A 13036-nucleotide genomic window follows, 5' to 3' on the forward strand; every position below is an offset into this window, starting at 1 on the left:
GTCTCCCCCCGTCCTGCGGTCCGGTCCGCCTGGTCGGGGTCGACGGACACGCGGGTTCGGGGAAGTCCACCTTCGCCGGGCAGTTGGCCCGGGCCCTCGGCGACGCGCCGGTGCTGCACCTCGACGACATCGCCAGCCACGAGGAGTTGTTCGACTGGACCGGGCGCATGCGGACCCAGGTGATCGAGCCGTTCCGCCGCGGCGAGACCGCCCACTACAGGCCCTACGACTGGCGCATCCGCCGCTTCGGCCCGCCCCGCCCGCTGCCGACCGCCCCCGTGGTGCTGGTCGAAGGCGTCGGCGCCGGCCGCCGCGCGCTCCGCCCCCATCTCGCACATCTGCTGTGGATGGAGCTGCCGTACGAGGAGGCGTGGACGCGGGGACGACAGCGGGACGGCGAGGAACAGCGGGAGTTCTGGGACGGTTGGGTCCGCGCGGAACGACAGCACTTCGCCGAGGATCCCTCCCGGCCGTTCGCCAACTCCCTGGTACAGCAGTGCGAGAAGGGATACGAGGTACTGCCGGGGCCCGGGAGGAGACTTGGACCGGACCAGGTGCTCACCCAGGGTGACGGACCATCCGCAATGTGCTGAACTTGTGAAGACGGGCCGTCGGGGAACTTGCCGGAGTGCCTCAACTCGGCTTGACCGAGGGGCCGTACAGGTCTTACGTTCTCAATGTGCGGCCATACGAAGCCGCCCACTGTCGCGAAGCCCCCGGTTGTTCCCCCGTGATCGGGGGCTTCGTTCTGCCCTCCCCCACCTTTCCGGACGCTCTGTGGTGCGTTTCGCTCACCCTCGGTCACCGTCCGCTCCCCGGCTCATCTGCTCCCACCTCGTCAAACGTCCTGTGCGGCACCCTTCGGCGGGCGACACCGGCGCAGGTACCATGCCCTCGGTGCGACCTACGAGCGGCTGTGCGCGCACCGCAACTCCGGTCAGCGGTACGGCGGTTCGATCAAGGCGGCCGACGGGTGACCACCCGGCGGTCAACCGACGGGGGCACGGTTTGTGGGGGACGTGATGGACTTCGGCACGCAGGGCCCCGAGGCCCCGGCCGACCTCGCCTGGCTGCGAGGCGTGGACGCCTACACCATGGGCGCGTATCCGCAGGCGGAGGAGGAGTTCCGGACCGCGGTGCGGACGGATCCCGGGATGGCCGACGGCTGGCTCGGACTGCACGCGCTGCGCGTCGACACGACGACCGCGCTGCTGCGGATGTTCCGGCACCGGGACCGCTTCGGCGAGCAGCGTGCCCGGCACCGCCGCTCCCTCAACTCCTGGTACTGGCTGGGCTGGTGGGTGCAGCCGGTGCTGGAGACCCCGCGCGACCTGCTGCTCGCGCACGCCTCGCACTGGCTGGACGGCCGTCATGTGCCCGAGCTGGACCGGGCGCTGGCCGGTCTGCCGCCCATCGACACCGACCACCAGGTCCGTTTCCTGCACGCCTGCCGCGCCTACCTGGTCAAGGACTGGGAGCAACTCGTCCGCCACACCGACCCGCTGATCGACGACCCGCTGCTCGGAATCGAGGCGGGCCTGTTCGGCGGGATGGCCCGGGTCCGCCTGGAGATGTACGGCCAGGCCGAGCCGCTGCTCGCGGCGGCGCTGATGCGCTGCCGCAGTGAGCAGCCGCAGCGCAAGGAGCTGCGGTACTGGCTGGCGCGGGCCCATGAGGGCACGGGCCGTTCGGCCGCCGCGCTGCCCCTGTACCGGGCCGTGCACCGCGTCGACCCCGCCTTCATGGACACCTCGGCCCGGCTCGCGGCGATCGCCGAGGGGGACGGCTACGACGACTCCGCCGACCTCGCCGCGATCACGCTCTCCGGCGCGCAGGACGTCCTGGAGGCTCCCGACGCCCTCGACCCGCTGTTCGGCACCGAGGTACGGGACCTGCGGCTTCCCGAACCCGACCTCCCGCCCGTCGGCCCGGTGCCGTCGGTGATCGATCCGGCGGTGCGCGAGAAGAGCGTCGCCGGCTCGCCGCTGCCGGCCGGGCCGACCGATCCGGCGTTGCTCGAGGAGGCGCTCGCCGAGCTGGAGCGCATGGTCGGCCTGGAGCCCGTGAAGCGACAGGTCAAGGCGCTGTCCGCGCAGTTGAACATGGCGCGGCTGCGGGCCGGGCAGGGGCTGCCGGTCCAGCCGCCCAAACGGCACTTCGTCTTCTCCGGCCCCTCCGGCACCGGCAAGACGACGGTCGCCCGCATCCTGGGCCGTGTCTTCTACGCCCTCGGCCTGCTCGGCGGCGACCACCTGGTCGAGGCCCAACGAGCCGACCTGGTGGGCGAGTACCTGGGCCAGACGGCCGTGAAGGCCAACGAGCTGATCGACTCCGCGATCGGCGGGGTGCTCTTCGTGGACGAGGCCTACTCGCTCTCCAACTCCGGTTACGGCAAGGGGGACGCCTACGGCGACGAGGCGCTGCAGGTGCTGCTGAAGCGGGCCGAGGACAACCGGGACCACCTGGTGGTGATCCTGGCCGGCTACCCCGAGGGCATGGACCGGCTGCTCGCCGCCAACCCCGGTCTGTCCTCCCGCTTCACGACCCGCGTCGACTTCCCGTCCTACCGGCCGCTGGAACTCACCTCGATCGGCGAGGTGCTGGCCGCGGAGAACGGCGACGTCTGGGACGAGGAGGCCCTGGACGAGCTGCGCTCGATCGCCGGGCACGTGGTGGACCAGGGCTGGATCGACGAACTGGGCAACGGACGCTTCCTGCGGACCCTGTACGAGAAGAGCTGCGCGTACCGGGATCTGCGGCTGTCGACGTACCCGGGGATGCTGTCGCGGGACGACCTGTCGACGTTGCGGTTGCCTGACTTGATGCAGGCGTACGGCGAGGTGCTGTCGGGGCGGGGGCCGCAGGATCCCAGTGCCATGTGACATACCACTGGCCCCCGCACCGATCAGGTCGCCAGCGCCTCCTCCGGCTCCCCGCTCCCCCGCGGCTCCGTCACCCGGACCTCCGGCGTGTCCCGGTGCGCCGGGTCGGTGACCTCGCCCACCAGCAGCTCCAGCACGTCCTCCAGGGCGACCAGCCCCAGCACCTTCCCCGAGCCGTCCGCCACCTGGGCGAGGTGGGTCGCCGCCCGGCGCATGACCGTGAGGGCGTCGTCCAGGGGAAGGTCGGCGCGGAGGGTCGTCATCGGGCGCCACAGCTGCTGCGGCACCGCCCGTTCGGAGTCCTCCAGGTCGAGTACGTCCTTCACGTGCAGGTAGCCCATGAAGGCGCCGCCGTTGTCCGCGGCGACCGGGAAGCGGGAGTATCCGGTGCGGGCGGTGAGCCGGACGATCTCGCCGGGGGTGACCGAGGGGCTGACCGTGATCAGCGACTCGCGCCCCAGCAGCACGTCCGTCACCGGGCGGGAGCCCAGCTCCAGCGCGTCCTCGAGGCGTTCCTGCTCCTCGGGGTCCAGCAGGCCCGCCTGTCCGGAGTCCTCCACCAGGCGGTTGAGCTGTTCGCTGGTGAAGACCGCCTCGACCTCGTCCTTCGGTTCGACCCGGAAGAGCCGCAGGATGCCCTGGGCGCAGGCGCCGAGGGTCACGGTGATCGGCTTGCAGATCCGGGCGAAGTAGACCAGCCCGGGGCTGAGCCACAGGGCGGCCTTCTCGGGCGCGGCCATCGCCAGGTTCTTCGGGACCATCTCGCCGATGACGAGGTGGAAGAAGACGACCGCGGCCAGCGCGATGACGTAACCCAGCGGGTGGATCATGCCGTCGGGCAGGTGGATCCATTCGAAGACCGGCTCCAGCAGGTGCGCGACCGTCGGTTCGGCCACCGCGCCCAGGGTCAGCGAGCAGACGGTGATGCCGAACTGGGCCGCCGCCATCATCTGGGGCAGGCGTTCGAGGCCGTAGAGCACCTGGCGGGCCCGTGCCGTGCCGAGGGGTTCGATCTGGCTGCGGCGGACGGAGACCAGGGCGAACTCGGCGCCGACGAAGAAGCCGTTGGCGAGCACCAGCAGGGCGGCGAACAGGAGTTGCAGCACGCTCATCGGGCGACCTCCACGACCGGCCCGGTCCTGACCAGCCGGACGCGCTCGGCCCGGTAGTGGCCCACCCGGCGCACGGTCAGCCGCCAGCCGGGCAGTTCGGCCTTGTCACCGGCGGCCGGGATCCGGCCGAGCAGATCGGCGACGAGGCCGGCGACCGTCTCGTACGGTCCCTCGGGCACGTCCAGGCCTATGCGCTGCAGGATGTCGACCCGGCAGCTGCCGTCGGCGTCCCAGGCGGGCTTGCCGTCCTCCGGCGGGGCGGCGGCGAGCTCGGGCACGTCCTGCCCGTCGTGCTCGTCGCGGACCTCCCCGACGATCTCCTCGACGATGTCCTCCAGCGTCACCACACCGGCCGTGCCGCCGTACTCGTCGACGACGACCGCGATGGGCTGCTCGCTGCGCAGCTGCGCCAGCAGGGGCTGGACCGGCAGGGTCTCGGGGACCAGCAGGGCCGGGCGGGCGATACGGCCCACGGGGGTACGCAGCCGGTCGTGCACGGGGACGGCCAGCGCGTCCTTGAGGTGGACCATGCCGACGACTTCGTCGATCTTCTCCTTGTAGACGGGGAAGCGGGACAGGCCGGTGGCGCGGGTCAGGTTGACCACGTCCTCGGCGGTGGCCGAGGACTGCAGCGCGCTCACCTTCACCCGCGGGGTCATCACGTGCTGCGCGGTCAGCTCGGCGAGCGACAGGGTCCGCACGAAGAGGTCCGCGGTGTCCTGCTCCAGGGCCCCGGCCTGTGCGGAGTGCCGGGCGAGGGAGACCAGCTCGCCCGGTGTGCGGGCGGAGGCCAGTTCCTCGGCGGGCTCGACGCCCAGGGCGCGGACGAGGCGGTTGGCGACGGTGTTCAGCGCGGCAATGACCGGGCGGAACAGCCGTGCGAAGACGTGCTGCGGGCCGGCCACGAAGCGGGCGACCTGCATGGGCTTGGAGACCGCCCAGTTCTTGGGCACGAGCTCGCCGATCACCATCTGCACGGCGGAGGCCAGCAGCATGCCGACGACGACCGCGATGCCGGAGACGGCGCCCTCGGGGATGCCGACGGCCGTGAAGGGGCCGCGCAGCAGTGCGGCGAGGGCCGGTTCGGCGAGCATGCCGACGACCAGGGAGGTGATGGTGATGCCGAGCTGGGTGCCGGAGAGCTGGAAGGACAGCTCCTTCAGCGACTCGGCGACCCTGCGGGCGCGTTTGTCGCCCTCGGCGGCGGCCCTCTCGGCGTCCGTCGCCTCGACCGTGACCAGCCCGAACTCGGCGGCCACGAAGAAGCCGTTGGCGAGGATCAGCAGGACGGCCGCTCCGAGGAGCAGCAGGGAGGTGGTCATGATGCCGCCGCCTCGGTATGTCGGGAGGGGGCGGCGCAGGTACTACAGGACGATCCGTCCATCGCTGGAGGGAGTCACTCCTCGGGTAGCAGGGGGCCGCTGAGGGCCGTGGGGCACGTCGGCGGCGGAGGCGCGAGAAAACGCCTCCGCCAACAGATTAATCAAGACAGGGGTCTCTACGGCAGATCCCTCGTCGAGCGGGCCTCGGCGAGCGCGCGCAGCGTGCGCGCGTCGGCGATGGCACGTTCCTTGGCGATACCGGGCTGGATGCCGAGCGCGGGCAGGCTGGTGCCGTCGCTGAGGTTGAGGAAGACCCAGGGGTCACCGGGACGCAGGTTCACATGGAGGATCTCGGTCCACTCCAGGTGCCGCCTGCTGACGATGTTGACGACGGTGACACCGGACTCCTCGGCGACGACCTTCACCCGGGCGAGCATGGCCAGGACGCCGAAGAGGAGCGCGCCGGTGAGGATGAAGCTGAGCCGTTCACCGGGGCCGAGCTGCTCCAGGAGCATGGCGACGGTCGTGATCACCACGAAGATCGCGACGCCGCCGGTGAGCAGGACGGCCCGGGTGCGGCCCGGCCGGAAGGTGACGGGGAGAGCGGGCAGATCAGACATCTCGTACGGTCCTCGTACGGTCTCTCAGAGGCGGCAGGCGTGGATGGCCGTGGTCAGGATGGCCCGGGCGCCGATCTCGTACAGGTCGTCCATGATCCGCTGGGCGTCCTTGGTCGGGACCATGGCACGCACGGCGACCCAGCCCTCGTTGTGCAGCGGCGAGATGGTCGGCGACTCCAGACCCGGGGTGAGGGCGACGGCCTTCTCCAGCTGCTCGACGCGGCAGTCGTAGTCCATCATCACGTACGTCCGGGCCACCAGGACACCCTGCAGCCGGCGCAGGAACTGCTGCACCTTGGGCTCCTCGCCGTCCGCGCCGGTGCGGCGGATGACGACGGCCTCGGACTTCATGATCGGCTCGCCGAAGACCTCCAGGCCCGCGTTGCGCAGGCTGGTGCCGGTCTCGACGACGTCGGCGATGACCTCGGCGACGCCCAGCTCGATGGCGGTCTCGACGGCGCCGTCGAGGTGGACGACGGAGGCGTCGACGCCGTGCTCGGCGAGGTGGCCCTCGACGATGCCCTCGTAGGAGGTGGCGACGGTACGGCCCTTGAGGTCCTCGACCCCGGTGGCCGTCCCCGGCTTGGCGGCGAAGCGGAAGGTGGAGCGGGCGAAGCCGAGCGGGAGGATCTCCTCGGCCTCGGCGCCGGAGTCGATCAGCAGGTCACGGCCGGTGATGCCGATGTCCAGCCGACCGGAGGAGACGTAGATCGCGATGTCGCGGGGCCGGAGGTAGAAGAACTCGACGTCGTTCGACGGGTCGACGGTGCGCAGTTCCTTGGACTCCCGGCGCTGCCGGTAGCCGGCCTCATGCAGCATCTCCGCCGCAGGGCCTGACAGGGAACCCTTGTTGGGGACGGCGATGCGCAGCATGAGGTCGGCTTCCTTCGCGTGGGTTCATCGGGGCGTGGGTCTCTTGGGGAAAGAGGTGGGGCTCACAGGTGGGCGTAGACGTCGTCCAGGGAGATCCCGCGGGCGACCATCATCACCTGGACGTGGTACAGCAGCTGCGAGATCTCCTCGGCGGCCGCCTCCTTGCCCTCGTACTCGGCGGCCATCCAGACCTCGGCGGCTTCCTCGACGACCTTCTTGCCGATGGCATGGACGCCCTTGCCGACCAGCTCTGCGGTGCGGGAAGTGGCGGGATCGCCGTGGGCTGCCTTGTGCTGGAGCTCGGTGAAGAGCTCCTCGAACGTCTTGTTGGACATGGTGAGCGTCAGACTACGCCACGGCCGGTTACCTCAGTGCCACGGTTCAGATACTGAGCGGAGGGTGGCCGCGGTCGCCACCGCCGCCGTCACCGCCTCGTGCCCCTTGTCCTCGTTGGAGCCCGGCAGACCGGCCCGGTCCAGCGCCTGCTCCTCGTTGTCGCACGTCAGCAGACCGAAGCCGACCGGGACACCGGTGTCGACGGAGACCTGGGTCAGGCCCTGGGTGACGCCCTGGCACACATAGTCGAAGTGCGGGGTGCCGCCGCGGATGACGACACCCAGGGCGACGATCGCGTCGTAGCCGCGGCCGGCGAGGACCTTGGCGACCACCGGGAGTTCCCAGCTGCCGGGGACCCTGAGCAGGGTCGGCTCGTCGATGCCGAGGTCGTGCAGGGCGCGCAGCGCGCCGTCCACCAGGCCGTCCATCACCTTTTCGTGCCACTGCGCCGCGATGACGGCGACCCGCAGGTCACCCACATTGCGTACGGACAGCTCCGGTGCGCCCTTGCCGCTCACGTTCTCTCGTCTCCTGGATGTGCTGGGGGTGCGGTTACTGGTTGCTGCAGGTGGACACCGGGCTGGTGTCCAGCCAGGGCAGGTCGTGTCCCATCCGGTCCCGCTTGGTGCGCAGGTAGCGGAGGTTGTGCTCGCCCGCCTGTACGGGCATCGGCTCCCGGCCGACGACCTTGAGCCCGTGCCGGACGAGCGCGTCGGTCTTGTCGGGGTTGTTGGTCATCAGGCGCACACTGCGCACGCCGAGGTCCTCGAGGATCTGCGCGCCGGCGCCGTAGTCCCGGGCGTCCGCCGGCAGGCCGAGCTCCAGGTTGGCGTCGAGGGTGTCGCGGCCGCGCTCCTGGAGTTCGTACGCCCGCAGCTTGGACAGCAGGCCGATGCCGCGTCCCTCGTGGCCGCGCAGATAGACGACCACTCCCCTGCCCTCGCTCTGGATGCGCTCCAGGGAGGCCTCCAGCTGGGGGCCGCAGTCGCAGCGCAGGGAGGAGAAGATGTCGCCGGTCAGGCACTCGGAGTGGACGCGGACCAGGACGTCCTCGCCGTCGCCGATCTCGCCGTGGACGAGGGCCACGTGCTCGACGCCGTCGACGGTGGAGCGGTAGCCGTAGGCCTTGAACTCGCCGTGCACGGTGGGCAGATGGGTCTCGGCCTCGCGGCGGACGGTGGGTTCGGAGCTGCGGCGGTAGGCGATCAGGTCCTCGATGGAGATGATCGTCAGGCCGTGCTTGCGCGCGAAGGGGATCAGCTCGGGCAGGCGCAGCATCCGGCCGTCCTCGCCGGCGATCTCGACGATCGCGCCGGCCGGGCGCAGCCCCGCGAGGCGGGCGAGGTCGACGGCGGCCTCGGTGTGGCCGTCGCGGGTCAGGACGCCGCCGGGCCTGGCCCGCAGCGGGAAGATGTGGCCGGGGCGCACGAAGTCGGCGGGCTCGGCTTCGCCGCTCGCCAGCAGCTGGAGGGTGGTCGCGCGGTCGGCGGCCGAGATCCCGGTGGTGACGCCGTGGGCGCCCGAGGCGTCCACGGAGACCGTGAAGGCGGTCTTCATCGACTCCGTGTTGTCGTCGACCATCTGCGGGAGCTTCAGCCGGTCCAGTTCCTCGCCCTCCATGGGGGCGCAGATCAGGCCGCGGCACTCGCTCATCATGAAGGCGACGATCTCGGGGGTGACCTTCTCGGCGGCGATGACGAGGTCGCCCTCGTTCTCGCGGTCCTCGTCGTCGACGACCACGATCGGGCGGCCGGCCGCGATGTCGGCGATCGCCTGCTCGACGGGGTCGAGGGACCAGTCCTCGATACCGTCCGTGCTGTAGAGAATCGGTGGGATCGAAGGGGCGGCGCGTAGCGCCTCGTTCGGGGCGGTGGTGGGAGACGGGTGGGCGGTCATGCCGGCGCTCCTTCCAGGACGGGTTGCGGTGTGTTGCGGGAACGCAGCCACCAGTCGCGCATGCCCCACAGGACGAGTGCGCCGTAGATGACGTAGACGAAGCCGGAGAAGGCGTAGCCGTTGGCGAAGTTGAGGGGGACGCCGACGACGTCGACGAGGAGCCAGGCGATCCAGAACTCGACCATGCCGCGTGCCTGGGCGTACATGGCGACGATCGTGCCGACGAATATGTAGGCGTCCGGCCAGGGGTCCCAGGACAGGGACGGGTAGGCCTTGAAGAGCAGGGCGACCGCGACCGTGCCGACGGCCGCCGCGCCCAGCATCGCGCCGCGTTCGCGCCAGGTGGCGAACCGCGGGGTGATGTGGCCGTCGGCGGAGCTGCCCTTGCTGCGGCTCCACTGCCACCAGCCGTACAGCGCGACGACCATGACGACGACCTGCTTGCCGGCGCTGCCCGCGAGATGGCCGTAGAACGCGATGAACAGGACCAGTCCGGAGAGGAACTGCACCGGCCAGGTCAGCAGGGAGCGCCGCCAGCCGAGGGCGAGGGTGATCAGGCCGAGGATGTTGCCGATCATGTCCGACCAGATGATGTGCTGGCCGAGGAGGGTGAAGGCCTGCGAGTTCAGCCAGTTCACCGGCCTGCTCCCTGCGTGCTCGCGAGCAGGCGCTCGACGTACTTGGCGACCACGTCCACCTCGAGGTTGACCGGGTCACCGGGCTGCTTGAGGCCGAGCGTGGTCAGGGCGAGGGTGGTGGGGATGAGGCTGATGGTGAAGTGGTCGGGCCCCGCGTCCACGACGGTGAGGCTGATGCCGTCGACGGTGATGGAGCCCTTCTCGACGACGTAGCGCGAAAGGTCCGCGGGCAGCGAGATCTTGACGATCTCCCAGTTCTCGGACGGCTTGCGCTCCAGCACCCGACCGGTGCCGTCGACGTGGCCCTGCACGATGTGGCCGCCGAGGCGGGATCCGACGGCGGTGGGGCGCTCGAGGTTGACGCGGGAGCCGACGGCGATGGCGCCGAGGCTGGAGCGGTCGAGGGTCTCCGCCATGACGTCGGCGGTGAACTCGTCGCCCTCGTGCTCGACGACGGTGAGGCAGACGCCGTTCACGGCGATGGAGTCCCCGTGTTTCGCGCCCTCGGTGACGACAGGGCCGCGCACGCGGAAGCGACAGGAGTCACCGAGGTTCTCGACGGCGGTGATCTCACCCAGCTCTTCGACGATTCCGGTGAACACTTCCCGGGTCCTCCTGCCTCATTCGGGCACGGACTCCGGGGCTGTCGAAGACGACAGATGCGAGCGAGGACACCGGGGGCGACGCCGGACAGACTCGTCCACACGGACGAGCGCATACGGCGGCGCGCACGAATGCCCGCCCGCCGCGCACTGCCTCCCATCCGGACTTTAACCGTCGGTCCAGGAATTTCACCTGGTCAACCGGCCGCTGGAAGCGGACGGGTCGCGGACTGTAACCGCCGGTTCGGAATTTCACCGACCCCGGAGTGCGCTGCTTCTGGTACAGAGCCAGTGTGCCACGCCTGATCGACGTCCATACGGGCGAACGGTGTGGGTTGGCTCACAAGGTGTGTCGCTGTACTTCTCAACTCGGGCCGTTTGCCGGACCCTTTGGTCTAGTCCTTTAGGGCTCACAGGACGGGCCCGGCGGCGGTGACGACGGCCCTTGCCCGTCGCCGGGCCTTCTCAGCCGTGGTGTCCGTGGGTTCTGGCAGGGTGGTGCCATGAGCAGCGCGACCGCCGACGACTTCGAGCCGCACCGCCCGCGGCTGTTCGGTCTTGCCTACCGCATGCTGGGCTCGGCCGACGAGGCGGAGGACGTGGTGCAGGACGCGTATCTGCGCTTCAGCGGCGCGGACCGCGCGGGCATCGAGCATCCGGCGGCCTGGCTCGCCAAGGTCGTCACCAACCTCTGCCTCACCCGGCTGACCTCGGCGCGGGCCCGGCGCGAGCGGTACGTCGGCACCTGGCTGCCCGAGCCGGTCGTCACCTCCGACGGCACGCTCGGCCCGCTGGAGTCGGCGGAGCAGCGGGAGGCCGTGTCACTGGCGATGCTGGTCCTGCTGGAGCGGCTCACGCCGAACGAACGGGCGGTGTACGTGCTGCGGGAGGCGTTCGGGTACGGCCACCGGGAGATCGCCGGTGCGCTGGACCTGACCGAGGCCAACTGCCGTCAGCTGTACCGGCGGGCGGTGCGGCGGGTGGACGAGGACCGGTCGCGGTTCGAGCCGGTGCCGGGGCGGCAGGCGGAGCTCGTCACCTCGTTCCTCACCGCGGCCCGGGACGGTGATCTGGCCGGACTGGAGAAGGTGCTGGCGGCGGACGTCACCTGGTCCAGCGACGGCGGCGGCAAGGTCAGCGCGGCCCGCCGGCCGGTCGAGGGGCGCGAGAAGGTCGCACGGCTCGCGGTGGGCGGCGCCGAGCGGTTCGCGGCGGGGCTGGAGTTCACGCCGACCGAGATCAACGGGGAGTACGGGCTGGCCGCCTGGGCGGGCGACTCGCTCGCCGGTGTGGTCGCGTTCGAGGTGCGGGACGGTCTGATCGCCCATCTGCGGATCGTGCTGAACCCGGAGAAGCTGGACTTCGTGAGGCGGCAGCTCGCGCGTTCCTAGGTGGCTGTCACATTTCGCGCGGGCTGCGTGGTCTCAGCCGGCGTAGGGCGCTCCACCCCGGGGCGTCCGCCGCGGGAAGGGTTGGACAGCATGACCACGATCCTGGTGACCGGTGGGACGGGTACCCTCGGCAGGCTCGTCACCGAGCGGCTGCGGGCGGACGGGCACGAGGTACGAGTGCTCAGCCGGCACACCCCGCCCCACGCCGTCGATCTGCGCGAGGGCGGAGCCGGGCTGGACGCGGCGGTCGAGGGCGTGGACACGGTGGTGCACTGCGCGACCACGCAGACCGGCGGGGACGAGAAGGCGGCCGCCCATCTGATCGCGGCGGCGCGGCGGGCCGGGGTGCGACACCTGGTCTACATCTCGATCGTCGGCGTCGACCGGGTTCCGTTCCCGTACTACCGGACCAAGCTCGCGGTGGAGAGGATGGTCGAGGAGTCGGGGCTGGGCTGGACGGTGCTGCGGGCGACGCAGTTCCACGATCTGCCGGTGATGTTGTTCCGCGCGCTGGCGAAGCTGCCGGTGCTGCTGCTGCCGGCCGGGGTGCGGGACCAGCCGGTCGAGGTGGCCGAAGTCGCCGAGCGGCTGGCCGAGTTGGCGCAGGCGGCGCCCGCGGGGCGCGTCGCGGACATGGGCGGTCCCGAGATCCGCACCTTCGAATCACTGGCCCGCGCCTGGCTGAAGGCGACGGGGCGCAGGCGCGCGGTGCTGAGCGTCCCGCTGTGGGGCAAGGCGTACCGGGCGTTCCGCGACGGCGGCCATCTGGCGCCGGAACACGCCGTCGGGAAGGGCACGTTCGAGGAGTACCTGAAGGGGCAGCGGGGCTGAGGCGACCCGCGCGCCATCAGGGGGCGCGGCCGCTCACCGTTCCGAAGGCGCGAACAGTTCGTCCTGGGCGCGGTCCCGTGCGGTGAGCAGGGCGCCGCGCAGTACGGCGGCGCCGCCCAGGACGCTCGGCCGCACCTCGGTGGCCGGCGGCGACATCCGCCGGACCCGCGCCTGCACCCGCCGGGCGAGCTCCGCGCCCCCGGCCTGCCCGACCTCACCGCCGAGCACGACACACCCCGGATCGAGGACCGCCACGACGGAGGCGACACCTATGGCGAGCCGGTCGGCGAGGGCGTCCAGGAAGTGGTCGGCGACCTCGGAACCGACGCCCGGCATCGCACCGCCCGGCACGACCGGCCCAGCGGCAGCGGCGATCCCTGCCCTGTCTGCGTCGGCCGCGCCTGAGTCTCCGGGGGCCGACGCCCCAGCCCCCGGAGACGCCACCTCAGAACCGGCAACCGCCCCGCCCACGTCAGCCGCGCCCGAGTCTCCGGCAGCCGACGAAACAGCCCCCGGCGGCGCCGCCTCAGGAC

Annotated in this window: 14 protein-coding genes and 1 riboswitch; of the genes, 4 read left to right on the forward strand and 10 right to left on the reverse strand. The window is 71.2% G+C overall.

The features are described 5' to 3' along the window. A partial coding sequence (locus GRC12_RS33400; RefSeq protein WP_244374172.1) for a uridine kinase family protein occupies positions 1–593 on the forward strand: 593 nt, incomplete at its 5' end. Positions 594–1022: 429 nt separating this feature from the next. After that, positions 1023–2882, forward strand: a complete 1860-nt coding sequence (locus GRC12_RS33405) for an AAA family ATPase (RefSeq protein ID WP_208783454.1) — start codon at positions 1023–1025, stop codon at positions 2880–2882. Positions 2883–2905: 23 nt separating this feature from the next. On the opposite strand, the gene GRC12_RS33410 is transcribed toward GRC12_RS33405, so the two are convergent. From GRC12_RS33410 to GRC12_RS33450, 9 genes are all read right to left on the reverse strand, one after another. Further along, positions 2906–3994 (reverse strand): hemolysin family protein, encoded by a 1089-nt coding sequence (locus tag GRC12_RS33410; RefSeq protein ID WP_208783456.1) that lies wholly within the window; start codon positions 3992–3994, stop codon positions 2906–2908. Further along, on the reverse strand, positions 3991–5316 hold the full coding sequence (locus GRC12_RS33415; RefSeq protein ID WP_208783458.1) for a hemolysin family protein: 1326 nt from the start codon (positions 5314–5316) through the stop codon (positions 3991–3993). The genes GRC12_RS33410 and GRC12_RS33415 overlap by 4 nt, the downstream gene beginning before the upstream one ends. A gap of 176 nt (positions 5317–5492) precedes the next feature. Next, on the reverse strand, positions 5493–5936 hold the full coding sequence (locus GRC12_RS33420) for a PH domain-containing protein (RefSeq protein ID WP_133044820.1): 444 nt from the start codon (positions 5934–5936) through the stop codon (positions 5493–5495). 24 nt (positions 5937–5960) lie between these two features. Continuing rightward, positions 5961–6809, reverse strand: a complete 849-nt coding sequence (gene hisG, locus GRC12_RS33425) for an ATP phosphoribosyltransferase (protein WP_208783460.1) — start codon at positions 6807–6809, stop codon at positions 5961–5963. Positions 6810–6871: 62 nt separating this feature from the next. Further along, positions 6872–7144: a phosphoribosyl-ATP diphosphatase gene (locus GRC12_RS33430; protein ID WP_030946750.1), complete on the reverse strand. Its 273-nt coding sequence runs from the start codon at positions 7142–7144 to the stop codon at positions 6872–6874. 33 nt (positions 7145–7177) lie between these two features. Next, positions 7178–7663 (reverse strand): 6,7-dimethyl-8-ribityllumazine synthase, encoded by a 486-nt coding sequence (gene ribH, locus GRC12_RS33435; protein ID WP_208783466.1) that lies wholly within the window; start codon positions 7661–7663, stop codon positions 7178–7180. A gap of 34 nt (positions 7664–7697) precedes the next feature. Further along, a complete protein-coding gene (locus tag GRC12_RS33440; RefSeq protein WP_244374173.1) occupies positions 7698–9041 on the reverse strand; it encodes a bifunctional 3,4-dihydroxy-2-butanone-4-phosphate synthase/GTP cyclohydrolase II in 1344 nt (447 codons plus the stop codon). Beyond that, positions 9038–9679 (reverse strand): nicotinamide riboside transporter PnuC, encoded by a 642-nt coding sequence (gene pnuC / locus GRC12_RS33445; protein WP_208783468.1) that lies wholly within the window; start codon positions 9677–9679, stop codon positions 9038–9040. The genes GRC12_RS33440 and pnuC overlap by 4 nt, the downstream gene beginning before the upstream one ends. Then, positions 9676–10281, reverse strand: a complete 606-nt coding sequence (locus GRC12_RS33450) for a riboflavin synthase (protein WP_133044825.1) — start codon at positions 10279–10281, stop codon at positions 9676–9678. The genes pnuC and GRC12_RS33450 overlap by 4 nt, the downstream gene beginning before the upstream one ends. A 143-nt stretch (positions 10282–10424) precedes the next feature. Continuing rightward, positions 10425–10555, reverse strand: a riboswitch (FMN riboswitch). A gap of 229 nt (positions 10556–10784) precedes the next feature. On the opposite strand from GRC12_RS33450, the gene GRC12_RS33455 reads away from it, so the two are divergent. Next, positions 10785–11672: an RNA polymerase sigma-70 factor gene (locus GRC12_RS33455; protein ID WP_208783470.1), complete on the forward strand. Its 888-nt coding sequence runs from the start codon at positions 10785–10787 to the stop codon at positions 11670–11672. A gap of 90 nt (positions 11673–11762) precedes the next feature. After that, complete coding sequence (locus GRC12_RS33460) at positions 11763–12503, forward strand: SDR family oxidoreductase (RefSeq protein WP_208783471.1); 741 nt, start codon at positions 11763–11765, stop codon at positions 12501–12503. A gap of 33 nt (positions 12504–12536) precedes the next feature. Here the strand turns inward: GRC12_RS33460 and GRC12_RS47135 are convergent, their stop codons facing one another. Beyond that, positions 12537–12839, reverse strand: coding sequence for an ROK family protein (locus GRC12_RS47135; protein WP_439959918.1), 303 nt, complete (start codon positions 12837–12839; stop codon positions 12537–12539). Between the last annotated feature and the right edge of the window lie 197 nt (positions 12840–13036).

The organism is Streptomyces griseorubiginosus, assembly GCF_017614965.1.
GTDB lineage: Bacteria > Actinomycetota > Actinomycetes > Streptomycetales > Streptomycetaceae > Streptomyces > Streptomyces griseorubiginosus_B.

Coding starts and splice junctions, on each gene's coding strand:
- GRC12_RS33405 (WP_208783454.1), top strand. CDS start 1,023: ATGGACTTCGGCACGCAGGGCCCCGAGGCCCCGGCCGACCTCGCCTGG.
- GRC12_RS33410 (WP_208783456.1), bottom strand. CDS start 3,994: ATGAGCGTGCTGCAACTCCTGTTCGCCGCCCTGCTGGTGCTCGCCAAC.
- GRC12_RS33415 (WP_208783458.1), bottom strand. CDS start 5,316: ATGACCACCTCCCTGCTGCTCCTCGGAGCGGCCGTCCTGCTGATCCTC.
- GRC12_RS33420 (WP_133044820.1), bottom strand. CDS start 5,936: ATGTCTGATCTGCCCGCTCTCCCCGTCACCTTCCGGCCGGGCCGCACC.
- hisG (WP_208783460.1), bottom strand. CDS start 6,809: ATGCTGCGCATCGCCGTCCCCAACAAGGGTTCCCTGTCAGGCCCTGCG.
- GRC12_RS33430 (WP_030946750.1), bottom strand. CDS start 7,144: ATGTCCAACAAGACGTTCGAGGAGCTCTTCACCGAGCTCCAGCACAAG.
- GRC12_RS33440 (WP_244374173.1), bottom strand. CDS start 9,041: ATGACCGCCCACCCGTCTCCCACCACCGCCCCGAACGAGGCGCTACGC.
- GRC12_RS33455 (WP_208783470.1), top strand. CDS start 10,785: ATGAGCAGCGCGACCGCCGACGACTTCGAGCCGCACCGCCCGCGGCTG.
- GRC12_RS33460 (WP_208783471.1), top strand. CDS start 11,763: ATGACCACGATCCTGGTGACCGGTGGGACGGGTACCCTCGGCAGGCTC.
- GRC12_RS47135 (WP_439959918.1), bottom strand. CDS start 12,839: ATGCCGGGCGTCGGTTCCGAGGTCGCCGACCACTTCCTGGACGCCCTC.